We start from the raw sequence: 24,786 nt of genomic DNA on the forward strand, positions 1-24,786 counted from the left end.
TGCAGGAAACGTAAAACAGTTATGGTTTACCCATCAAGTTTAATCGGCGCCTGATAGAACCGTTGGCTCAAGCTTGAGTACACTGGCTCGACCAACAACGCCTTGGTAGCCCTCACAAACCCAAAAACCGGGAGCAGCCACCATTTGCTCGTCATTATAAATAAAAGGCAAATATTCTCTGAGCCAAGGTGGAACATGATACTCCTGAAGCCAGCGCTTTAAGGTTTTTCGCCCTGCGCGTCCGGCAATGGCTATTTTTGCATCTTTATCGATATGACGCCGCTGACATAACAACAGAGGGATTTCTGGCAATTGAACCGGCAAACAATTCATCGTTACCCCATCACTCACCGTCAGACAATGATCACCTAAAGCCACTACCGATGACGATTGCCAGTGCCAGATGAAAGGCTCAAAAGATGTGAGAGAGTAACGCTCATCAACCATAACGAGACAGTGTTGAAACCGGTAAATCCAGATATGCCGGTCAACTTTCAACCTGGGTTCACCATCAGCCCTGGCATTTATCACCTCATAAAAAATCTGACCCAACAGACGCCGTGAAGACAGTAAGATATTCTGCTGTTTCAACCAACCACGAACAATTCTATTTTGCACATCTTGTGTAAACGATTCGAGTCGCTTTAAATTCAGCAGGGGCTGATCGCCCAACAGCCATTCAGGATGGTATTCAATACAGGTCTGCAACTGTCCTGTAGTATTACTTTGTTGTTCCAAACTCAGCACTGTCACTTCTTTTGCCAATTCGACAACTCGCTCAGAGGCTCCGGGCCAGCGAGTTTCAATGGCTGGGATCAATGACTGACGAAGAAAGTTGCGAGCAAAGTGTTCATCACTATTGCTGTCATCCTCTATATGCTGAAGGTTCTTATCCTTTGCATAAGATTCAATGGATAATCGGGGTATCGACAGCAAAGGTCGCAACAACGTTCCGGTACCGATAGGCCGCTGTTGTGGCATCCCCTGAAAACCATCCACACCGGTGCCACGAAATAAACGTTGCAGTATGGTTTCCGTTTGATCGTCCCGGTGATGCCCCTGCAACAAAACGCCACCGTCTTTCACAGCATCCGTGAAAATACCATACCGTGCATCACGGGCAGCCTGTTCAATACCCTGCCCCTGGTTTTTTAACACGACGCTTTCCACAGTGAGAGGAACATTCCACTGCTGACATAAGCTGCGACAATGGTCAGCCCATTGATCAGCAAAAGTACTCAACCCATGATGAATATGCACAGCGTTAAGCGTCTTGATATGACCTTGATTCCGCAGCTGCACCATCAGGTGAAGCAACACCGTAGAATCAACACCGCCACTGAAAGCAACGGTGAAAGGCACAGATTGCAATGATATGTGAAGGCTGGTATTCAACCTTTCAAGAACCCACTCAGAGTTGAGTGGGTGACTGGATAAAGAAAGCTCTGTACTCAAATGGAACCAAAATCCCTGATTTTCTGATAGCGTTTTTCCAACAATGTATCACTATCCAGCGCCGACAATTTATTCAGTTGCTCCACTAGCACGGCCTTCAAACTGCTCGCCGCTTTTTCAGGGTGACTGTGGGCTCCGCCCAGCGGCTCAGGAACCAAAGTGTCTACCAAGCCAAGTTCTTTTAATCGGCTTGCCGTCACACCCATGGCTTCTGCCGCTGTAGAAGCAAACTCTGCCTTCTTCCACAATATAGAAGCACAACCTTCCGGTGAAATCACCGAGTAGGTGGAGTAACCCATCATCACCAGATGATCACAAACACCAATCGCCAATGCACCTCCAGAGCCACCCTCACCAATTACGGTAGATATGACCGGCACTTTCAGGCGTGACATCACCGCCAGATTATAAGCAATGGCTTCACTTTGACCACGCTCTTCAGCACCGATACCCGGATAGGCACCCGGTGTATCAATAAAGGTCAGAATGGGCATCTTAAAACGCTCTGCCATTTCCATCAGACGGCAGGCTTTGCGATAACCTTCCGGCTTTGGCATGCCGAAATTGCGGCGTACTTTTTCTTCGATTTCACGGCCTTTCTGGTGCCCAATAATCATCACCGGACGATCATCCAAGCGAGCAATACCGCCCACCAGAGACTGATCATCGGCAAAATGGCGATCACCGTGGAGCTCGTCAAACTCTGTGAAGAGGTAACGAATGTAATCCAGCGTATAAGGGCGCCTTGGGTGGCGAGCCAGCTGAGAAACCTGCCAGGAAGAGAGGTTACTGAAAATAGACTCAGTCAGACTGCGACATTTATTCTGCAGTGTTGTTATCTCTTCCGTAATATTCAGTTCCGCATCGCTGCTCACCAGCCGGAGTTCTTCAATCTTGGCTTCCAGCTCAGCAATGGGCTGTTCAAAATCCAGGTAGTTCGGGTTCATGAAATCCACTTACCATGTCCGGAGGTAAATAGGGTCAAAAATACGGAAACCGTAAAGGAAAGTCGAGTTAAAAAGCGTAATGACCTGTAAACATTGCCTACAACACGTATCCATCGAATAACCAGTGGGAAGAACAGAAGTGATTTATACCCATCGCCTTTCAAGATGCTACGTTGTTATCAGCGTTCGCTCACCCCGATCACCTACTACTTGTAGGCTCACGGGGCTTCGCTCACTTGTCGCCTAGTAGCATCTTGAAATCCAATGGGTATAGAACTGTCTACACTATCGAGTCACTATTTGTTTTCAGTTAGAAGGTGTAACCCCATGTCTCCCTATAATCTTCAACCACCGCAGCCCTTTTATCAGCCATGTACCTGGCCACTCAACCCGACAGGGCATGACGTACACCATCTACCCCCCCCTTTTCCATACGGCCAAATTATGTTGGTAGCCGATCCCGTATCACACATGGGAGGCTTTACACTTGCCCCCCAACAAGCACAAGAAAGTCAACTTTACAACATGGTCATCAGCCAACCAACGCATACCAGCACCTATATACCCAAACCCCCATTAATAGAGCATCCGGCAACAATCACCGATATTGCCGGCTCAGCGCTAAACCCTTGTGCTCCTGAGTTTGTCAGTCAACATAATGACCAGCTTAAGATGTTAATGGGGGATGAGGTGATTAATATCCAGTTACCCGATCCAGCCTTTGATCCTGATGACCAATCCAGTGACCTATTGCCATTATGGAATGCCAAAGAAATCTCCACCACGGCCATCCGCTCACTAGCAGAAGCATTTACGAAAAAAAAGCACTTCAATGTAGATGAGGACATGAAAGTCATCTTTACACATAAGGATGAAGCATCGAGTTCAAAGGGTAAATCTAACAAAACCAAGCAATCCAAAATCCCCGATCAATCTATATTAACATCACCCGCTCGTAAGCCCGTAGTGGAAAGCCTTACCCGCTTTATGGAAGACAGTCAGCATTTCATTGATTCTGGAAGAGAGCTTGTGGACAATCTAAAGGACATGGCTGCATCAAAGTGCCTCAATGCGCACACCATGGACACCAGTCACTCAAAGCAACAGAAATCTACCACAGTATCTCCAATCGCTTTTTTTGACTTTATAATTACTATTTTTTCCACCCCCCTCCAATCAACAAAAAGCAGCCTATATTTCAGCCCCTTAACCGCTTTTGTCATTCCATACGACATAACCACTTTCCCAAAAATAGATATGCCTAAACAAAAAATAGGCTCATTATCTAGCGCTCTAATGAAAGGAGTTGTCAAAAATTCGCCTGAGAATCAAATACACATCATCACTTCTCTCATCAGAATCATGGCAGAAACCTTCCCCAAAAAACTACTTTCCTACCAGCAGGGAAAACTAGAATCATCCGTTTTATTATTGCATATTGAGTTTATAAATCACCTCAGTCTTCTTGCCGCACGCCACTTAAATACAGAAGTTAGAATCAGCAACACACGACAGGCAGCAGATTCATTAAACCTGCTGACAGTACTAATGATCAAGCATATATCAGCTATCAAACAGGCATACCCAAAAAAAATGAACAGTGAGACCTACACCGTCTTACTCGAAATAGTCAGAGGGCTATTGACTCTAATGAATACTGAAGCCATGAAATCTTTATTCTCAAAGCCATTCAGTAAAATCATGCAACACAACCACAATCAATCAATAAAAAACATTGAGATTTTACTCATCAGCATTATTAAAACATCACTAAAAAATAATGAAAACTTTAAGTTCTCAATCGCCTCTCTCATAGCGCTTGCTCAAAACCCCGAATTACTGACTGACACGACTGACGAAAAAGAACGATCCAGTCTGATCAATTCACTCTCCAGCCTACTCATCGCTTTCAATGATTATATCTGCGAACACAACATATATGGAGATAAGGAATCCGATGTACAGACAACCGATACTATAAGAACTCACTGTTTGCTTCCCATCATTCAGTTGATATCCAAGTTATCAAATCGATCCGCACAAACCAATGGAATGCTTAGGGATCTAAAATCAGCCATCTGCTGGCTCGAGCGCGAGAACAGAAAGTTAGACAATGACACTCTGACCCAAAACTACCAGAGCATCCAGTTTCTTGTCAGTGAAGCTGCCAGCCTTGCAACTCTCGTATCATTAGAAACCAAGCGAACTGGATTTTTGCAGCATATGCAAGCACTAATTAAACAGTACAGCACAGAGAACCAGGCTGAAAAGGGTATAGCATTTAAACCGGTTAGAAAAAGAACTAAACATCAAGAACCGCTTATTGGAAAATGCAAAAACACATCACCCTCCCTCCCTGAACAGAGAACAACCGAAAATTCTGAAGCAGACTTTTTTAAAAAACAAGATACGTTTATCGAGTCGGTCAATAGCGTTACTAAAAAAGCTGTGGCTTCAGGGCAATATCCAGAAATAATCGCCTATTTAAAAGAACAACTCTCAGACTATTTTGACACTCCTGCCAATGCATTTTGGATTTTGATCGAAACCGCAGGCCAAATACTACAACCCCTCCCACCTCGCATCCAAGATATTAGAGTTAGCATTGACTCTATCAATATGCTGTATGAAAACTCAAGAACTATCACAGAGCCTCTTAAAAGAGAAAAGCTGCCAAGACATTTAGCAATAAAATGGCTAAACGAGAACGGCCTACAAGATCTGACCCTTAATAGTATAACGGTGGCAACCAGTAAATTTAATCCAACGACATTAACAGAGACACAATCACGAATCTCTGATGCTATCCACATTCTTGAATCCGCCCTTGAATCGGCTAAACATATCATCGAAACGGTCACAAAAAACAGCAATCAACATATTCTCGGAAATTTAACTTATGACGATGTAATTGGAAATATTTATTTCATTAATGACTTGCTAGAAAAGTTAGAAAAATGGTGCCATTCCATAAGCCAGAAATGCTACCTCAAAGAACTACTCGATTATCGAAAATCACTTCTCAAAGACATCGGTTTATACGGCCAAACATCTAAAAACAATCAATCAGCCAATCAAAAAATGTCGAATGCAAACATGATGAAATTAAAAAGAATTTCACAGAAATTAGATACTAGCCAAGACACTTCGGAACTAAACGCTAGACTTGGTACTGTTAAAACAATTCATAGTGAACTAACACACCGGCTTCATACCGAGCCTCACTTCCAGCGTGCAAACAATGTGCATGGCTGATCTAGATTTGCCTCATCCATCAATAAACACCAGAGATTATTAATCTATGCTTTCTAATTTTCGCTATATCTGCTTGCTAATATTCACTCTATCGAGTCATCTCTATTCTCAAAATATCACGATATATTCTACGGAGACCGTTGCTCAATATTCAGCGTTGAGCTGGATAGAACGAAGCTATTTCCGACCATTGATAAAAGGTATTTTAGAAGCACACTCAGCAAGTCTGGTAGCGCCTATGGCTTTAGATTACGGCTGTGGAACTGGTGTAGCAACAACTCTACTCAAAGATACAAGCTATGAAGTCGAGGGCATGGATATCGAGCCGAATATGCTGTCAAACGCCATAACCCATAACCCATAACCATAACACGTCGTTCACATTAATTGAGTCCGGTAACATTCCACGAGCAGATAATACCTATGATCTGGCATTGCTGAGCTTTGTCATTCTTGAAATAGACGACAGAGAGGAAATCATCAGGATAGTTTCAGATATACAGCGCACACTAAAACCCGGTGGCATTCTGGTGATCATTGGCAGTTCGGAAGAACGTCATAATCCCGAAAGGCACTGGGCGAACAGAAAGGTGGATTACCCAGAAAACGAGCACCGCTTCAGTGGCTCCAAAGTTCGCTCTCTTTGCCAAATAAGCGGTATCGAGTTTCTAGACTATTACTGGAGCACTTCGGATTATCAGGACTTTATCCAGCAAAGCGGCTTGCAGTTAGTTCAGCAACTTCACCCCTTAGCACCCATGGACAGTGACTATCTGGATGAAAAGACACACTCACCGTATTCCATTTTTGTCGCAAAAAAACCATGAGCTTTTGTGAACAGAGGGAATCTTACCCTCTGGTCAACTTGCCAGGGGCTAGGAGTATTCAACCTTAGCGGCCTGTTTACCCAACCACTGCCGTAATTCCAGCACCAACTCATCACTTGGGCTAACCCGCCACTGGTCTCCCAACTGTAAGCTGGCACTGGCATCTTCCCGGTGATAATCAATTCGAACTGGCAGGTTGCCCCGCTGCTCACTGACCATGGCCGATAATTTTCGGCTAAAATGCCCATCAACCTGATCGTGATTCACTTCAAGCACCAGTCGTTTGGCATAATGACTACGGGCATCCACCAGTTTCATCACTTTCTTACCGCGAACTTTCAGGCTGCCGGAATAATCATCGAAGGTCACTTCACCTTCCACCACTAATACTGCGTCCTTGTGCAGCAAGTGTTGATACTCGTTAAACACATCTGAAAACACCGACACTTCAATACGCCCGGTTCGATCATCCAGGGTAACAAAGCCCATCTTGTCGCCCTTCTTATTTCTCATTGCCCGAAAATCCACCACCAGCCCGGCAATGTTCTGGCTATCGCCTCTGGCTGGCTGAAGATCCTTGATGCGATTACGAATAAAATGTCGTATTTCCGATTCATACTCATCAATGGGGTGGCCGGTGAGATACAGGCCCAGCGTATCTTTCTCGCCACCAAGACGAACCTTATCTGTCCACTCGCCGGTGTTCAGATACTTGTCGTATACATTCTCTTCACCGGCAGGCACCAGTGCGCCAAACATATCCATCAACCCGGAGCTGAGATTTTTCGCTGCCTGATCCGCCGCCTTGATGGCTTCCGCTTGACTGGCATCCAGCACCGCACGGTTAAAATTGAGTTTTTCTGGTTTGTTGGCAGCAGGCCCTAATAAATCCAGCGCACCAGAACGAATCAATGCTTCCAGCACTCGTTTGTTTAAACTCTTTGGATCCACACGGGAGCAGAAATCAAACAGATCTTTGAACTCACCACCTTCATTGCGCGCGCGCACAATGGATTCAATAGGGCCTTCACCCACGCCTTTGATCGCACCCAGACCATAAATAATATGACCTTCGTCGTTCACGCCGAACATATAGGCGCCACTGTTCACACTGGGCGGCAATACATTCAGCCCCATATCCCGGCATTCTTCGATAAAGGTCACCACCTTATCGGTGTTCTGCATATCGGAACTCATGACCGCCGCCATAAATTCCGATGGGTAATGGGCTTTCAGCCATAAAGTTTGATAAGAAACCAGCGCATAGGCGGCAGAGTGCGACTTGTTAAACCCGTAACCGGCGAATTTTTCCACCAGGTCAAAGATTTTCATGGACAACTCGCCATCAATCCCCTGCCCTGTGGCGCCGTCTTTGAACACTTCCCGCTGCTTGGCCATTTCTTCGGGCTTTTTCTTACCCATGGCACGCCGGAGCATGTCCGCACCACCCAAGGTATAACCCGCCAACACCTGGGCAATCTGCATAACCTGTTCCTGATACAGGATAATGCCGTAGGTGGGCTGCAGAATGGGTCGCAGGGATTCATGCTGATATTGGGCATCCGGGAAAGACAACTCTTCCCGGCCGTGCTTACGGTTGATGAAGTTGTCCACCATGCCGGATTGCAAAGGACCAGGACGGAACAACGCCACCAGTGCGATAATATCTTCAAAACAATCGGGCTGAAGTCGTTTAATCAGATCCTTCATACCCCGGGATTCCAACTGGAATACCGCCGTCGTCTCTGCCCGCTTTAGCATATCGTAGGAAAACTTGTCTTCCAGATCGATGGCTTCGATGTTCAGAGGTTCTTCGCCCTGCTTTTTGCGCCTTGGGTTGATCAGCTTCAACGCCCAATCGATGATGGTCAGCGTACGCAAGCCCAGGAAGTCAAACTTCACCAGCCCGGCGTACTCCACATCGTTTTTATCGTATTGGGTAACAACGCCTTTGCCGTGCTCATCACAATATAAAGGGGCAAAATCGGTTAGCTTGGTGGGGGCAATCACCACACCACCGGCATGCTTGCCAACGTTCCGGGTCACACCTTCGAGCTTGAGCGCCATTTCCCAGATTTCAGCGGCTTCTTCATCACTGCCCAGAAATTCCCGAATGGTTTCTTCCTGTTCGTACGCTTTGCCAAGGGTCATGCCGATTTCAAAGGGAATCATTTTCGACAGACGATCTGCCAGACCATAGGACTTACCCTGAACCCGGGCAACATCCCGCACCACCGCTTTGGCCGCCATGGTACCGAAGGTGATGATCTGGGAAACCGCATCACGTCCGTAGGTGCGGGCCACATAATCGATAACCTTATCCCGGCCTTCCATGCAGAAATCGACGTCAAAGTCCGGCATGGATACCCGTTCCGGGTTGAGGAACCGTTCAAACAGCAGGTCGTACTTTATAGGATCAAGGTCCGTGATCTTCTGGGCATAAGCCACCAGAGACCCGGCACCGGAGCCACGACCCGGCCCAACGGGAATGCCGTTGTTTTTGGACCACTGAATAAAGTCCATTACAATCAGGAAGTAGCCGGGGAACCCCATCTGCAGAATGGTATTCAGCTCAAAATCCAATCGATCACGATAAAGCTTTTCGATTTCCGGATAATCCGGTGCGCTGGTGTCGAACAGAAACTCTAGACGCTCCGTCAAACCTTCGTGGGAAAATTCCCGAAAAAACTCATCCATGGTTTTTCCTTCCGGCACCGGATATTCAGGCAGGAAGTATTCACCCAGTTTCACATCAATGGAACAACGACGGGCAATCTCTACCGAATTGGTCAGCGCTTCAGGAATATCGGAAAACAGTTCCGCCATCTCATCGACAGATTTCAGATACTGCTCTTCGCTGTAACGGTGCTCACGGCGCGGGTCGTCCAGCACCACGCTTTCACCAATACAGACTCGGGATTCATGGGCTTCAAAATCCTCCCGGCGGGGAAACATTACATCGTTAGTGGCTACCACCGGACAATCAAACTCTGCCGCCAGAGCCACAGAACCATGCACACACTCTTCATCCCCTGCCCGGTTTGTACGATGCAGCTCCAGATAAAAGCGCTCAGGAAAAGCAGCCATCCATTCTTTTAACAGCTCTGCGGATTGCCCCTGTTTTCCGGAGAGAATGGCGCGTCCAACCTCACCTTCACGAGCGCCAGAAAGGGCAATCAACCCTTCAGATTGAGCCATCACCCACTCCCGCTTCACCAGCGCCTTGTCACCGCGCTGATTCTCCATAAAGGCCCGGGAGATTAACTCCGTCAGATTGTGATAGCCCTGCTCATTCATGCACAGCAACACCAGTCGGCTTGGGGCATAAACATCCGCCGGATTCTCAATCCATAGATCAGCCCCACAAATGGGCTTGATACCGGCATACATGGCACCAGAGTAAAACTTCACCAGTGAGCAGAGGTTGGATTGATCGGTCACTGCCACCGCCGGCAATCCAGCTGCCGCCGTATCGCTTATTAACGATTTAATACGGATTAAGCCGTCACTGAGAGAGTACTCCGTGTGTACCCGAAGGTGGATAAAAGGTGCAGTCATGAATGGGGGAAATCCTGAATGGCAATCTCGATATGATACCAACGGGGGTCTGGTGTCACAAATGGTTGTCGCTTCGATATCCTGCTAACTCGCTGAGTAGCTCGTTGAAAGCAGAGCCGCTTGCCAACACCAGAACTTGATCTATCTTTAAATGCTTTAGATCCATTAACAATAAAATAGTCGTTAACAATGAAGAGCCGCACTTAGGCCATGCTACCTCTACCCCAGTTCATTAATGCCCGGCATTCATCGATTGACCGCTGCACGTCTGTGGAAGCCAGCGGACGTAAAAAACCAGCAGCCTATGAAGGCCAACAACGGATACCAGCTGCCAATAAAAATTCACCTTTGTTGGAGCAAACTGACTTATTCCAAAGAAAAAAAACAGTCTCCGAGGAACCGCCCCTTCTCAACGTTTTGTCGATTCAGCCATTTTTACAAAATCGTCTGATAAAGAAGCAAGCCATAAACCGGAGAAAACGCAATAACAAGGCCTTGAAACAGCCATCGATCATCAGTTATTGGGATAACCGATCCCCCATTGCCGTTTTTGAGAACAATGCTCGGGTTCTGCAGCAGTCATTAGCAAAGTATCCCTCAACTACCAGCGTCCACCTTCCGGAAAACCTCAAAACGTATCTATCGCAACACGACAAAAAACATGCGTTTCTTTCATCGGACTTTTGGGAGTCTCACATTGAATACTGGCTATCGCTCAATAGCGAGAAAAGAAAGAACACGCTGGATCAACGTATGATGTCTTTTCTTATTCCTGCATCAGACCCTCGAAAAAAACTGCACGGCCAGTTTGGCGTTATAGCAGCAAGAGATATTCCACCACTTAGCATTATTGCGCCCTACGGTGGTATGTACTGTGTGGGTAATGACCTTCACAGCGAGCGAAATCGACACGGTGCCAACATTGGCCGCTATTCCGTAGACTGCTCTATGCACGGTATGCAGATTAATCTGTTTGGCTACGCACATGGCAATATCACCATTTGTATAAATGCCAACACCACCTATGTTGAATCTGATCCGTATTATAAGGACAACTGCTGTTTTGTTATCGTCGTCTACAGGAACTGGCCCTATGTTCTTATCACCAGTACTGCGCCGATTAAGCAAGGCTCCGAACTATTAATTGACTACGGCAGGCATTACTGGAAGTAAGCCTTCCCATACCAACGGAAACAAGAGTTGTAGAAATGAATAGATTATCCTTATACGCTTTATTTATATTCATCCTATCAGGGAGTTTTATTGCAACACTGTCTGCAGATGAACCTGGTCAAACAGCATTTGAGCAACCCTCTACATTATCTTCTGCACAGCGACCCACCGTTCAAGAAGAAGACATTCTTTATGAAATAGAACGCATCAATCAAAAAATTGAGAAGCTGGAAGGTTCTGGCCAAATAAGCGGTACAACCAAACTGGCTATTGTCGGTATTTTGGGAACCATTGTTTATGGGGTTGTCCATGGGCAACTGACATGGATGTTTAACCCTGAGTTTTATTTGGCAAAAGGCATCGCGGTGGTTCAAGGGCCAGCCTGGATCAATGCCGTTCTTCGAGGTGTGTTGGATACAGCAATACCCGGGATTGCCATTGGAGCACTGCTGGGTTTTGCTAATGGATGCCACGATAACCTGCCCACCATTAATCTAGAAACGGAAGATTTAGTAAAAGTCGGTGTTATATCTGTGGTTTCAACGCTGGCAGCGACCACATTACTTGCCACAACCTGTGTCGCACTTTCCAGCAACTGCCTCCCGTTTGGTAACGGAATGTTTGTCTCTGCAGTTTACACAATGCCTGTAATGGCAATCATTTTAGTTGCCAATATTTATCAGCAGCGGGTCAATTTGAAAACGTTAAAAATGCAATTAAAAGAAGCTCACGACACTCTGGCCGAAAAGAGAAAGCTTGCTAATCAACAAGCACAAGCGCTTCCCGCACCGGCTTGAAAGACCGCCGGTGAATGGGCGTAGCCCCCAATTTCTTGAGTGCGTCCATATGAACTTTGGTTGGGTAGCCTTTGTGACCTGCAATACCATAACCGGGCCACTCTTTATCAAGAACAGCCATTTCCCGATCTCGAGTGACTTTAGCAACAATGGAAGCGGCAGCGATCTCAGCTACACGACTGTCGCCTTTCACTACCGCCTCTGCACGACAAGCCAGTTTTGGACAACGATTGCCGTCAATATAAGCCAGATCAGGCGTTACGCTTAAACCTTCCACCGCCCTTTGCATGGCAAGCATGGTTGCGTGGAGTATGTTTAGCTCGTCAATCTCAGCCACTTCAGCTCTGCCAAGCGACCAGGACAGAGCATCACGACAAATCAAATCGAACAGTTCATCGCGCTTTTTCTCAGACAGTTTTTTGGAATCATTAAGGCCGGGGATCGGTCGAGCAGGGTCAAGAACAACGGCAGCTGTAATCACTGGACCGCACAACGGGCCTCGCCCGACTTCATCAACACCGGCAATAATCAAACCGGGCTCTTCTTCATGACTGAGCAGGTCAAATTGATGCTGTTTCATGGCTGTTTATTCCGTTTATGAGGCTGTCGCGAAACCTTTAGGTCGGTAATTCTGTAAGAATTGCCGACATCTCGAAGGCCTGCAGGTGTTGATTGTCGGCAACCCTTTGGGTTACTGACCTACGACTCAAGGCTCAGAAATCACCGACATCACGCCGTCAAAAGCCAGCTTACTGGCATCCTGTTTCAGCTGTGTATGAATCTGAGAGAAATCACGCTGCAATGACTCTCGATAAGACGAATCATTCAATGCCCTAACCATAGCTTCACAGAGGTTTTCTGCGGTCGCATCATCCTGAAGCAACTCAGGAATCAGCTCTCTGTCGGCCAACAGGTTCGGCAAAGCCACATACTTCACCTTTACCAGCCTGCTGATGATGGCAAAACTCAGTGGTGCCATTTTATAGCTCACCACCAGTGGCTTTTTGTGCAGAGCCGCTTCAAGCACCGCGGTGCCTGAGGCAATCAGGATCGCATCCGCCGCCGTCATCACCGCTTGCGCCTGACCATCATAAGCCGTCACATCCAAATCCGGGTATTGTGCCACCATGGGCAGAATCTGCTGCTTCCGTCGTTCATTAGCACAGGGGATCAGAAACCGGGCGTCCGGGTATTCTTTGCAAAGTAAACGCGCCGTATCCAGAAACAATGAACCCAGTCGAGACACTTCACCGCTGCGACTTCCAGGTAAAAGACCGATCACAGGCTGGACATTATCACTAATGCCAAGCTCCTTTCGGGCTGCATTTTGATCAGGATTCATAGGAATTTGATCAGCCAGTGGATGACCAACAAAAGTAACAGGCACATCGTGCTTACGATAATAATCTACTTCGAAGGGCAGCAGCGCCAGCATGTGATCAACACCGCTCTTAATCTTCTTTAATCGACTCTCGCGCCATGCCCATACCTGCGGGCTGACGTAATGAACGGTTGGAATACCCGCTGATTTTAGTTTTCGCTCAAGCGCCAGATTAAAGTCTGGTGCATCAATACCAATAAAAACATCCGGCTGATCCGCGATGAACCGCTCCCGTAAATCACGACGGATACCCAGTAACTCACGAAGGCGACCCAACACTTCCACAAGCCCCATAACGGACAGCTTTTCCATGGGAAAAAGTGTGTTAAATCCCTCCGCCTGCATCAACGGACCACCAATGCCATAGCATTCTACATCAGGATAGTGCTGTTTTATTTCTCGTACCAGCCCTGCCCCCAGCAAATCACCAGAGGCTTCACCGGCAACGATGGCAACACGCTTTAATGTCTTCCGTGAGGTGCCAGCATTGATCATTAACGGGTAATTCCACGGGTGGATGCTTTAAGAGAATCAATCAACAATAGGATTTCCGGCACGGGTTCCATGGCTTCAAGGCGCTCAATCGCTTCTGTAGTTCTGAGGCCCTGACGGTAAATAATTTTGTAGCACTGACGGAGTTTACCAATCAATTCCTGACTGTAGCCCCGACGACGCATGCCTTCGAAGTTCATACCATGGGCAGCAGCCGGGTTGCCACTGGTCATGACAAAAGCGGGTACATCTTTAAACAACGCCGTATTCGCCGCGCTCATACTGTAATTGCCAATCTGACAAAATTGATGAACCGTCGTATAACCACCGATAATGACACTGTTACCCACAATCACATGGCCTGCGAGGGCAACATTGTTGGCAATCACACAGTTGTCACCAATGACACAATCGTGAGCGACATGAACGTAAGCCATCAGCAGATTATTGTTACCGATGGTCGTTAACCAGTTATCTTGAACGGTGCCACGGTGAATAGTACAACCTTCGCGGATAATATTGTTGTCACCAATCACCAGTCGGGTTGGTTCACCTGCGTATTTTTTGTCCTGATTCTCTTCGCCAACACTGGCAAACTGATAAATCCGATTCTCTCGGCCTATCGTCGTTTTACCATTAATGACAACATGGGAATGAACGCGGGTATCCGCTCCGATTTCGACATCGGCACCAATAAAGGTCCATGGACCAATTTCAACCCGTTCACCAATACGGGCACCCGGCTCAACGATGGCCTGGGGATGGATATTTGCCGTTGGATGAATATCCACCGTCGTAGGATCAACCGCCTCTATACGGTCAACCACTTCATATTCTTTGGACAGTGTGTCACTCAAGACGCTATTTCCTTTCTTGCACACATAACTTTTTCAGAACAGACAATACTATCATCAAACTACCATCATCAAACCACCATCATCAAACTAGGCTTTTCAGGCAAAGAATGACCGGAAAAGTTTGACCGGCAAAAATGGAAAAGGCTGTACAACAGCCTTTTCCATTTTTGAAGGTACTTCCATCAGTCAGGTGTTTCGTTCGAGTTTCTTTAAACGCTTGGCAAGGTCGTCCAGCTGTCTGAAGCGAACCACATTTTTCCGCCATTCCCGACTATCCATAAAACCGGTACCGGAAGAATAAGACCCCGGGGTTTTAATGGAGTTGGTAATCATTGCCATACCACTGATAAAGGTGTTATCAGCGATGATTAAATGACCGGCAAAGCCTGCGGCACCGGCGATAGTGCAGTTTTTACCAATTCGGGTACTGCCAGATATGCCGACACTGGCAGCAATTGCTGTGTTCTCACCAATCACCACATTGTGAGCAATCTGAATCAGGTTATCCAAACGAGCGCCGTCGTGAATTTCAGTATTACCCAGAGCACCACGGTCAATGCAGGTGTTATTGCCAATTTCGACATCGCAACCAATAACCACGCCGCCAATCTGTGAGATTTTGTGCCACTTACCATCAGAGTGCGCATTGCCAAAACCATCACCGCCAATCACTGCGCCAGAATGGATAATGGAGCGAGCACCAATGGAGACACCATGGCAGATCGTGACATTTCGATGCAATCGAACATTTTCACCAATGACCGAGTCGTGCCCAATCACCGTGCCCGCATCAATACGCACACCCGCTGCAATGTGAACGTTCGCTTCAATAACGACATTGGCACCAATAGCTGCACTACCGTCTATCTGGGCACTGCCATCAACCACTGCACTTGGATGAACGCCTGATGCAAGCCCACGATCGGTATCAAACAAGGAAGACAGCCTTGCATAACCAAGATAAGGGTTATCAAGGATCAGAGCATTCCCTGAATAATCTTCTGCAATCTTTGGACTAAGGATAACAGCACCAGCCTGGGTCGTTTCCAGATATCTGGCATAGGCTGGATTGGCAAGAAAACTTAATTCATGACTGCGAGCATCCTGAAGGGTGTTCAGGCCAGAGATCGCTGTATCACGATCTCCTTTCACCTGGGCTCCACAATACTCAGCCAGTTCTGCCAAAGAGTATACATCACTCATGGAACATCACTTCATTTGGTTCAGGGTGTCAACAACATCTCGGGTTATATCAATACTCGGGCTAACATAGATAGCAGCCTGGCGATCCAGTACGAGATCCAGTTTCTTGGCTTTAACTACCTGATCAATGGCAGACTGAACCATAGGGATAAGCTTCTGCATTTCAACATTATCAGCTTCAGACTTTTCTACTCTCAATTGACGATCTTTCAATTGAAGATCTTCAACCTTACGGCGCATTTCCAACTGACGAATTTTCAACTGTTCTTCACTGAGCGTCTGGCCATCTTTGCGCAGCTTTTCTTCCATGGTTCTCAGCTCGGTTCTGAGCTTCTCAATACTATCAATCTGCGGTTTGAATTTAGCTTCGGACGCTTTTGCATAACGTTTTCCCGCATTGGATTCGCTCAACACAGCCGCTTGGTTCAATACGCCAACCTGTGCGGCTTCAACTGCACTGGCAAAGGGTGCAAGCATAATCAGGGCAAGAATAGCCAGTCTGATGGATTTCAACATATCTCTCCTGTGATTTAAGTAATCTGTACCAATAAGCAGTGACAACATTGCAATAAAACACCTGCAAATATCGGCAAAAAGGCCATTCTATAAAGAAAAGGTGCCGTTTGGCACCTTTTAAATCAGTTAAAACACTAATATCAGAACGGTGTTCCCAAAGAGAACTGGAACGTCTGAGTTTCATCTTCGCCTTTGGAGTTCAGCGCTTTAGCCAAACTAAACGTCAACGGCCCCAGTGGTGTAATCCAGGTAAGACCCAAACCACCACTATAGCGCAGCTCGTTTAACTTAGGCTTGGTACAATCTTTAAGATCGGCAGTGGTACTGCAGGAAGTATCAAACACATTACCGTAATCAAAGAAAACACTGGTTCGCAGGGAACGCTGATCTTTCACAAAAGGTAATGGGAAGAGCACTTCAAAAGTACCTTCCACCAGAACATTACCACCAATGCTGTTCAAGTCATTTGGGTTACCGCCACTTTGTGGAGCCTTTGGACCGAGGGAGTTATCTTTATAACCCCGCACAGAACCAAAGCCACCCGCATAAAAGTTTTCAAAGAACGGAATTTCAGATGTGCTGCCATAAGCATCACCATAACCCAGACGGGCTGCGAAACGCGCAGTCAGGCTGCGGGTAATCGGCTGAAAATACTGCCCCTTATAAACCAGTTTGTAGAACGTGGTCGTGGAGCCCGGAACAGCAGCAGACAACGACAGGCTCTGAGAGTGCCCCGCCGTAGGCAACAGGCCACGGTTCAATTCGGACTGAGACCAGGCTAACGATGTTTTGATGTTGGTAAACTTTTTACCTTCTTCATCGAGATACTCTGTAATGACTTTTGGCGTACCTGAGCCTGTTGAAATCTCAGTACCATCAACACCCAGACTAAAACTGACGGATTCCGTTTCCGACAGTGGGTAACCGTATCGAACATTTCCGCCGAAGGTGTCCGCAGCGTAGCTGGAAATATCCGTATCGCTGTAGTCATAGGTTCTGTAATACACGTCAAACCCACGGGAAACACCATCGATGGTGTAGTACGGATCCATGAAGCTGAAGTTATAGAGTTGGCTGACATCACTCTTGTTCAGACCAACGCTGACTTTGTTACCGGAACCCAGGAAGTTACTTTGGCTGACAGAGCCACCCAACAGCAAACCATCGGATTGCGAGAAACCCACACTGGCGGTCACACTGCCAGAAGGCTGCTCTTCGACGGTGTAGTTAACGTCGATCTGATCATTAGTTCCAGGTACCGGTGGCGTTTCTACGTTGACTTCTTTGAAGTAACCCAGACGCTCAAGACGCACCTTGGACTGCTCAATTTTATGGGTACTGGCAGACGCACCTTCCATCTGACGCATCTCGCGGCGCAGTACTTCGTCATCCGTCTTGGTATTACCGGAGAAGTTAATCCGGCGGACGTAAGCACGACGACCCGGATCAACAAAGAACGTCAATTCAACCGTTTGATTATCGTGATCGGGTTTTGGAATGCCAGTGATGTTGGCAAAGGTATACCCTTCATTCCCCAATCGACGACTGAGAATTTCTTCCGTGGTGGTGATCAGCTTACGGGAGAACACCTGATCCTTTCTCGCCAGCAGCAGCTTTTCAGCTTCCGCTTCGGGAATCACCAGATCACCTGCCAGCTTAACGTCACTGATCGTATATTTATCACCTTCATCAATATTGGTGGTGATATAAACGCTTTGCTTATCCGGGCTGATGGAAACCTGAGTAGACGTGATATTGAAATTAATATAGCCGCGATCGAGATACCAGGACCTTAACCGCTCCAAATCACCAGAAAGTTTTTCACGGGAATATTTATCAGCCGAGGTAAAGAACTGATACCACTCAGCCGTTTGAAGCTCAAACAACTCCAGCAGTTCTTCTTTTGGAAAAGCGTTATTGCCCACAATATTCATATGTTGAATCGTGGCAACCTTGCCTTCCTTCACATCAATACTGAGCTTTACACGATTACGGGGCTGTGGCTCCACATTCGCTGTAATGCTTGCGCCATAACGACCCTGAGCAACGTACTGGCGCTCAAGCTCCAGACGAATACCTTCAAGGGTTGCCTGCTGAAAGATTTCACCTTCAGCCAAACCCGAACGTTCAAGACCTTTCATCAGGTCTTCTGTTTTTATGGCTTTATTGCCTTTGATATCAATAGCGCTGATCGAAGGCCGCTCAACCACCGCAACCACCAGCACATTGCCATCCCGGGACATACGAATATCATTAAAGTAGCCTGTCTGGTACAGAGCTCGGGTTGCTCCGGCTATTTCAGGCGATTGAATATCGTCTCCAACCTCCATAGGCAGAGCATTAAAAACTGTTCCGGCTGAAACCCGCTGAAGGCCATCAATCCGGATATCTGAGACGACAAAGGCGTTGGCGCCAGGCGCCATGGCTAGTGAGCCAATCAGCAGAGACAACAGTGATCGCTTCATGGAATCCGTTCTTATCCGTGTTCATTGTGCATTAACGTGAAAAACATAATACTTCAACGTTCTTCGCTAGTCGCAGAGAAGACAATGCTTCTCCATCCATAATTAAGCCTGTTAAGACTACTGAAATAAACGACTCAAGTCGTTATACATGGCCAGCATCATGACGCCGGCCACCAGAGTCACTCCCACTTTTATACCAAAAGTTTGAGCCTGCTCTGAAAGCGGTTTGCCTCTTACCAGCTCCACCAGATAAAACAGTAGATGACCACCATCCAGCACCGGTATAGGAAGTAGATTTAATACGCCAAGGCTGACACTCAACATGGCCAGAAAGTAGAGAAAATTCTCAAGCCCTGATTCAAAGGACGCGCCAGCCACTTTAGCAATGGTTATCGGACCACTCAAGTTTTTCACTGAAACCAGCCCTTTAATCATCTTCCAGATGGACTCCAGTGTCATACTTGTCAGCGACCAGGTGGCTTCTGCACCTTTTACCAAAGCATCCACAGGGCCATATTGAAGATGACGAATCATGGTTTCAGGCCAACTGACCCGGGCAACACCGGCACCAATGTACCCAGTCTCAACACCCTCCACTTCGCGACTACCAGGGATCAAATCAAGAGAGACCGGGGCTCCATCACGAAGCACATCCAGTTGAACACGTGTCTCTGGGTTGGCACGAATAATCTCGACAAAATGCATCCAGTCAAAAACCGGTTCGCCGTTGGCTTCAAGAACGGTATCACCGGATAACAGGCCATCTCGATGGGCCGCACCCTCTTCAGCGATCTGGCCGATCACCGCAGGAATTTCAGGGGAAAAAGGAATAATACCAAGAGAACGAATGGGGTCTGGCTGCTCTTCACCTACCAGCCAGTGGGAAATCTGAACCGTTTTATCGCGAACCGGGCTATCAGACGCCACTTCCCCAGGTACGCCCGGCTGCACAGCAAAGGTAACCGAACCGGTTTCGCCAAGACTGCCCAGCAGTTCCATATTGACAGACTGCCATCCCGGCGTCTCCACGCCATCCACTGCAACAATTTCATCACCGGGTAAAATACCCGCAACCGCGGCGGGGGATTCTGGCAACACCTCGCCCACCTGAGGCATTAACGTGCGAACACCCACCAGATACATCAACCAGAGAGCCACTATTGCCAGTAGAAAATTCGCAATAGGCCCCGCAGCCACAATCGCAATTCGCGAAAGAACGGGCTGACTATTAAACGACAGGTGTTTCTCTTCATCGGAAACCGGGCCTTCGCGCTCGTCCAGCATTTTTACATAGCCGCCCAGAGGAATCAGGGCAATGGAATATTCAGTACCCTGTCGATCAGTACGACTCCAGAGCGACTTACCAAAACCAACAGAAAAACGAAGCACCTTCACACCGCATCTGCGCGCTACCCAAAAATGCCCAAACTCATGAATGCTCACCAGAATCCCAAGGGTGATCACAAAGGCAAAAATGGTTTGAACGGAGCTTCCTACTTGCGCCAACAGCATTTCCATAGTTACGCAACACCCTGTAATTGAGATACTTGTTTCTGTGCCAGATCACGGGCTTCTTTATCCGCTTCCAACACCAGTTCCAACTCGGTAGCACCCACGACCGGCAATGTCTGAAGCGTTGCATCAATAACATCAGGAATGCGATCAAAACGCAGTTTGCGATTCAAAAAGGCGCCTACGGCCACTTCATTAGCGGCGTTCATCATAGCCGCTGCAGTTCCACCGCTGACTGCCACATCCTGAGCCAGTTTAAGACAACGATAGCGATTCATATCAGGCACTTGAAAGTCCAGACGAGCCACCTCCATTAATGACAAAGGCGCCACACCGGAAGGAATCCGTTCAGGCCATGCCAGCGCATGAGCGATGGGTGTTCGCATATCAGGATTGCCCATTTGAGCCAGTACGGAGCCGTCAATATAGTCCACCATGGAGTGGATCACACTTTGAGGATGAATCACCACTTCCACCTGATCAGGCCTCGCATCAAACAGCCAGCAGGCTTCGATAAACTCAAGACCTTTATTCATCATGGTGGCGGAATCCACGGAAATTTTACGTCCCATACTCCAGTTCGGATGTGCACACGCTTGCTCTGGGGTAATCTGCGCGTAACTTTCCACGGGCGCGTTGCGGAATGGCCCACCAGAAGCCGTTAACAATATGCGCCGGACACCGGTAACCTCAAGCCCCTGTTGATAATTGCCCGGAAGACACTGAAAGATCGCATTATGCTCACTATCAATAGGCAACAAAACAGAGCCCGATGCTTTCACTGCATCCATAAACAAAGCACCGGTCATGACCAGCGCTTCTTTATTAGCCAGAAGGATTTTTTTCCCTGCATTGACCGCTGCCAAGGTTGGCGCCAGTCCAGCTGCGCCAACGATTGCCGCCATCACCACATCAACATCGGCATCAGAAGCTGCGCTGCACATGGCTTCTACACCCATCTCCAAGGCGAGCTTTATGCCTTCTTGCGTCAACACACTCTGTATTTTTTTTACAGCATCCGCATCCGCCATCACCACCCGTTGAGGGCGAAACTGGCGAATCTGCTCGAGCATCACATCACTATTCTGACCAGCAACCAGTGAATGCACCTGATAACGATCCGGGTTTCTGGCAATAACATCCAGAGTGCTTTTGCCAATAGACCCGGTAGAGCCCAGCACGCACACCTGCTGAATAGAAGCCGACGTCATTCAGTTATATTCCTCTGAAAACAACAACTGTCAGTAAGTAAATCGGGATTGCGGCAGTGAGGCTATCAATTCGATCCATCACGCCTCCGTGCCCGGGAAGAAGACTACCACTGTCTTTCACTCCCCGTTCGCGCTTCAGGACACTTTCCCATAGATCACCAAGCACCGAGAACAAAACGGTGGCGATGGTCGTCAATAAAAAGAGTACGCCTCGATCCAATCCATTTCGGCCTACGATAATCGCAACTGCAGCCAGAAGCACCGCCAGAAGTAATCCTCCGACCAACCCTTCCAGAGTCTTTTTAGGGCTGACACGCTCAATCAATTTAGTACGACCAAATCGTTTGCCGGCAAAATACGCCCCACAATCCGCCGCCCAGACGACGATCAATACGGTTGCGATCTGCAAAGAGGCATCACTCATCTGTTTCATAATAAACAGTGAGAACCACGCAGGAACCAGAGTCAATACACCCATAACCAAACGAATGTAGCGATTTTTAAGACAGACTTTGCTTTTCGGATAACCCTTTACCAACATCAGTGACACCAGCCACCACACACCAGCAATAGCAAGCATCCAATTGGTTGGCATATAAATAGAGGCCGCGCATAAGGCACCAATAGCGGAAGCATAAAGCAATCGGGGCAGTTTACGCTCAAAGCCAGAGAGATTTGCCCACTCCCAGGCGCCTATCATAATGATCAAGCCGATAAATAATGCAAATCCGGTTAATGGCAGGAGAAACACTCCTGCCAGAGCCAGCGGCGCTAATATCAAGGCAGTTATAATTCTTTGTTTCAGCACGCAGTTTCAGCCTCCACCTGCTCGCTGGTTTTGCCAAATCGTCGCTGTCGGCAGGAATAATTCGACAATGCCTGTCGAAATGCATCCCGCCCAAAATCCGGCCATAAAGTTTCGGTAAAATAAAATTCGCTATAGGCACACTGCCAGAGCAAAAAATTACTGATTCGTTGTTCGCCACTGGTTCTGATTAACAGATCCGGTGCCGGCAGTCCCGCCGTACTGAGATGACTATCCAGTACGGACTCAGTGACATCTTCCGGCCGCAACTCCCCGCGGGATACTTTTTCCGCAACCTGTTTTGCTGCCTGAGTAATATCCCACATACCGCCATAGTTTGCTGCAATCACCAGTGTAACCGCAAAATCTTCCGCGGTGGACGCTTCAGCCTCACGAATGTACTTTTGAATATCTCTGCTGAACCGGGAAGTATCACCAATCACTTTCAGACGAATCCGGTTCTTTTTAAGCTTGCCAGTCTCTTTTTTCAGCGCTCGCAGAAACAGGCGCATAAGACCATTCACTTCAATAGCAGGTCGATTCCAGTTCTCACTGCTAAACGCAAACAGCGTCAGCACTTCAACGCCAAAATCGCCACAGGCCTCAACCACTTCACGTACCCGCTCAACACCAGCGCGGTGACCGGAAAGCCCGGGCAGGTTGTTCTTTTTGGCCCAGCGATTGTTACCATCAAGAATTATTGCGACATGGCGAGGCAGGTTATCTGGCAGACTCTCCGTAAGAGAATCCTGATTATAACTGCTTGACTGAGATGAGGAATTGGCCATGAATAAAAGATCTGACAATGGGCAGGTTTAATAAGTGTAACTTTCAACCTTGAAGGAGCCGGAAACAAAAAGCAAGCTCATGACGACACACATATGACAACTGACGCCTGTCTAATCCAAAGGGAGTAGCCAATGCGTACTCCCAATGTTAGCCCCAGCCGAGGCCAGACAGTAAAGCCAGCAATCAGATCGCCATCAGATCCTGCTCTTTTGCTGCGAGATTTTTATCCACTTCAGCAACAAAATGATCAGTCAGCTTCTGGATATCATCCTGAGCACGGCGCTCATCGTCTTCACTGATCTCTTTTTCTTTTTCCAGCTCTTTCACGTCAGCCAGCGCATCACGGCGAATGTTACGAATAGCAATTCGCGCGTGCTCAGCATCCGCACGAGCCTGCTTGGTGTAACCCTTGCGAGTCTCTTCTGTCAGCGGCGGCAAAGGGATACGAATCACTTCTCCGGCAGTGGATGGATTCAACCCCAGATCAGACTTCATAATCGCCTTTTCGATATCCGGAACGACTTGTTTTTCCCAGACACGTACCGCCAGCGTACGACCATCTTCTACAGAAATGTTCGCCAGCTGGCTGAGTGGTGTTTCAGAACCGTAGTAAGAAACACGAACGCCGTCCAAAAGACTTGGATGAGCACGACCCGTACGAATCTTGTTGAAGGCAACCGTCAACGATTCAATGGTTTTACCCATGCGTTCTTTTGCATCATCTTTAATTTCATTGATCATCATTAACCCCCGTTTACCAGTGTTCCTTCATTACCACCGACCACCAGATTCAACAGTGCGCCAGACTTATTCATGTTAAATACACGCACCGGCATCTGCTGATCACGAACCAGACAGATAGCGGTTAAATCCATCACGCCTAATTTACGTTCGAGGACATCATCATAGGTCAGCTGATCAAATTTCACCGCATCAGTGTGTTTGACCGGATCTTTATCGTAGACACCATCCACCTTGGTCGCTTTCAATACCGCGTCTGCACCCACCTCAATGCCTCGCAGGCAAGCAGCGGTATCAGTAGTAAAGAATGGGTTACCGGTTCCGGCAGAAAAGATCACCACATCACCGGTACCCAGATATCGGATAGCACGACGATGGTCGTAATGTTCAACCACACCACTGATAGGTGTTGCTGACATCACACGAGTATTGATATTGGAACGCTCCAGGGCGTCGCGCATGGCCAGGGCATTCATTACCGTTGCCAGCATCCCCATATGATCGCCGGTCACCCGGTCAAGGCCCGCCGCACTCAGCTGCGCACCGCGAAAAAGATTACCACCACCAATAACGATGCCTACCTGGACACCGATGCCAACCAGTTGACCGATCTCCAGCGCCATGCGATCCAGCACCTTGGGATCAATGCCAAACTCACCTTCGCCCTGCAGGGCTTCACCACTGAGTTTAAGCAGAATTCGTTTGTATTTGGGTTGACTATCACTTGCTGGCATATTCAGTTTCCGGATCTGTTAACAATACCCAACGTACATTCTACCTAGAAAGTGCATTGGGTATACAC

At 47.7% G+C, this 24,786-nt stretch carries 20 protein-coding genes; 5 read left to right on the top strand and 15 right to left on the bottom strand.

Annotation, left to right across the window (positions count from 1 at the left end; genetic code table 11):
* Positions 1-39: 39 nt before the first annotated feature.
* Both tilS and accA read right to left on the bottom strand, forming a co-directional pair.
* Positions 40-1,455, bottom strand: coding sequence for a tRNA lysidine(34) synthetase TilS (gene tilS, locus Q1B11_RS03235; protein WP_299727412.1), 1,416 nt, complete (start codon positions 1,453-1,455; stop codon positions 40-42).
* Positions 1,452-2,402 carry an acetyl-CoA carboxylase carboxyl transferase subunit alpha gene (gene accA / locus Q1B11_RS03240; protein ID WP_299727415.1) on the bottom strand — a complete coding sequence of 317 codons (951 nt, stop codon included), beginning with the start codon at positions 2,400-2,402 and terminating at the stop codon, positions 1,452-1,454. The genes tilS and accA overlap by 4 nt, the downstream gene beginning before the upstream one ends.
* Positions 2,403-2,729: 327 nt before the next feature.
* On the opposite strand from accA, the gene Q1B11_RS03245 reads away from it, so the two are divergent.
* The 3 genes from Q1B11_RS03245 to Q1B11_RS03250 all read left to right on the top strand — a co-directional run bounded on the left by Q1B11_RS03245 (position 2,730) and on the right by Q1B11_RS03250 (position 6,484).
* Entirely contained in the window at positions 2,730-5,657 is a 2,928-nt protein-coding gene (locus Q1B11_RS03245; RefSeq protein ID WP_299727418.1) for a hypothetical protein, read from the top strand.
* Positions 5,658-5,895: 238 nt separating this feature from the next.
* Positions 5,896-6,021 carry a methyltransferase domain-containing protein gene (locus Q1B11_RS20415; RefSeq protein WP_366139430.1) on the top strand — a complete coding sequence of 42 codons (126 nt, stop codon included), beginning with the start codon at positions 5,896-5,898 and terminating at the stop codon, positions 6,019-6,021.
* A gap of 37 nt (positions 6,022-6,058) precedes the next feature.
* On the top strand, positions 6,059-6,484 hold the full coding sequence (locus Q1B11_RS03250; protein ID WP_299728071.1) for a methyltransferase domain-containing protein: 426 nt from the start codon (positions 6,059-6,061) through the stop codon (positions 6,482-6,484).
* A 48-nt stretch (positions 6,485-6,532) separates the two neighbouring features.
* Here Q1B11_RS03250 and dnaE read toward each other — a convergent pair whose 3' ends face one another.
* On the bottom strand, positions 6,533-10,042 hold the full coding sequence (gene dnaE, locus Q1B11_RS03255) for a DNA polymerase III subunit alpha (protein ID WP_299727421.1): 3,510 nt from the start codon (positions 10,040-10,042) through the stop codon (positions 6,533-6,535).
* Positions 10,043-10,252: 210 nt separating this feature from the next.
* Between dnaE and Q1B11_RS03260 the strand changes: the two genes are divergently transcribed.
* Together Q1B11_RS03260 and Q1B11_RS03265 are read left to right on the top strand one after the other, a co-directional pair.
* Positions 10,253-11,215 (top strand): SET domain-containing protein-lysine N-methyltransferase, encoded by a 963-nt coding sequence (locus Q1B11_RS03260; protein WP_299727424.1) that lies wholly within the window; start codon positions 10,253-10,255, stop codon positions 11,213-11,215.
* Between the two features lie 35 nt (positions 11,216-11,250).
* Positions 11,251-12,012 carry a hypothetical protein gene (locus Q1B11_RS03265; protein WP_299727427.1) on the top strand — a complete coding sequence of 254 codons (762 nt, stop codon included), beginning with the start codon at positions 11,251-11,253 and terminating at the stop codon, positions 12,010-12,012.
* Here the strand turns inward: Q1B11_RS03265 and rnhB are convergent.
* From rnhB to pyrH, 12 genes are all read right to left on the bottom strand, one after another.
* Entirely contained in the window at positions 11,975-12,592 is a 618-nt protein-coding gene (rnhB, locus tag Q1B11_RS03270; RefSeq protein WP_299727430.1) for a ribonuclease HII, read from the bottom strand. The genes Q1B11_RS03265 and rnhB overlap by 38 nt on opposite strands.
* A gap of 126 nt (positions 12,593-12,718) precedes the next feature.
* A complete protein-coding gene (gene lpxB / locus Q1B11_RS03275) occupies positions 12,719-13,888 on the bottom strand; it encodes a lipid-A-disaccharide synthase (RefSeq protein WP_299727433.1) in 1,170 nt (389 codons plus the stop codon).
* Complete coding sequence (lpxA, locus tag Q1B11_RS03280; RefSeq protein WP_299728074.1) at positions 13,888-14,670, bottom strand: acyl-ACP--UDP-N-acetylglucosamine O-acyltransferase; 783 nt, start codon at positions 14,668-14,670, stop codon at positions 13,888-13,890. The genes lpxB and lpxA overlap by 1 nt, the downstream gene beginning before the upstream one ends.
* A gap of 258 nt (positions 14,671-14,928) precedes the next feature.
* Positions 14,929-15,945 carry a UDP-3-O-(3-hydroxymyristoyl)glucosamine N-acyltransferase gene (gene lpxD / locus Q1B11_RS03285; RefSeq protein ID WP_299727437.1) on the bottom strand — a complete coding sequence of 339 codons (1,017 nt, stop codon included), beginning with the start codon at positions 15,943-15,945 and terminating at the stop codon, positions 14,929-14,931.
* A gap of 6 nt (positions 15,946-15,951) precedes the next feature.
* Positions 15,952-16,461 carry an OmpH family outer membrane protein gene (locus Q1B11_RS03290; RefSeq protein WP_299727444.1) on the bottom strand — a complete coding sequence of 170 codons (510 nt, stop codon included), beginning with the start codon at positions 16,459-16,461 and terminating at the stop codon, positions 15,952-15,954.
* A gap of 140 nt (positions 16,462-16,601) precedes the next feature.
* Positions 16,602-18,926, bottom strand: a complete 2,325-nt coding sequence (gene bamA / locus Q1B11_RS03295) for an outer membrane protein assembly factor BamA (RefSeq protein ID WP_299727447.1) — start codon at positions 18,924-18,926, stop codon at positions 16,602-16,604.
* Positions 18,927-19,043: 117 nt separating this feature from the next.
* Positions 19,044-20,432 (bottom strand): sigma E protease regulator RseP, encoded by a 1,389-nt coding sequence (gene rseP, locus Q1B11_RS03300; protein WP_299727450.1) that lies wholly within the window; start codon positions 20,430-20,432, stop codon positions 19,044-19,046.
* Positions 20,433-20,446: 14 nt separating this feature from the next.
* On the bottom strand, positions 20,447-21,649 hold the full coding sequence (ispC, locus tag Q1B11_RS03305; RefSeq protein ID WP_299727453.1) for a 1-deoxy-D-xylulose-5-phosphate reductoisomerase: 1,203 nt from the start codon (positions 21,647-21,649) through the stop codon (positions 20,447-20,449).
* 4 nt (positions 21,650-21,653) lie between these two features.
* A complete protein-coding gene (locus tag Q1B11_RS03310) occupies positions 21,654-22,457 on the bottom strand; it encodes a phosphatidate cytidylyltransferase (RefSeq protein ID WP_299727456.1) in 804 nt (267 codons plus the stop codon).
* Complete coding sequence (locus Q1B11_RS03315; RefSeq protein ID WP_299727459.1) at positions 22,451-23,242, bottom strand: isoprenyl transferase; 792 nt, start codon at positions 23,240-23,242, stop codon at positions 22,451-22,453. Before Q1B11_RS03315 ends, Q1B11_RS03310 begins: the two co-directional genes overlap by 7 nt.
* Positions 23,243-23,426: 184 nt before the next feature.
* Complete coding sequence (gene frr / locus Q1B11_RS03320) at positions 23,427-23,984, bottom strand: ribosome recycling factor (protein WP_299728077.1); 558 nt, start codon at positions 23,982-23,984, stop codon at positions 23,427-23,429.
* 2 nt (positions 23,985-23,986) lie between these two features.
* The gene (pyrH, locus tag Q1B11_RS03325; RefSeq protein WP_299727462.1) at positions 23,987-24,718 is read right to left on the bottom strand and encodes a UMP kinase; all 732 of its coding nucleotides are present in this window, start codon (positions 24,716-24,718) and stop codon (positions 23,987-23,989) included.
* Between the last annotated feature and the right edge of the window lie 68 nt (positions 24,719-24,786).

The organism is uncultured Endozoicomonas sp. (assembly GCF_947495845.1).
Classification (GTDB): Bacteria; Pseudomonadota; Gammaproteobacteria; order Pseudomonadales; family Endozoicomonadaceae; genus Endozoicomonas.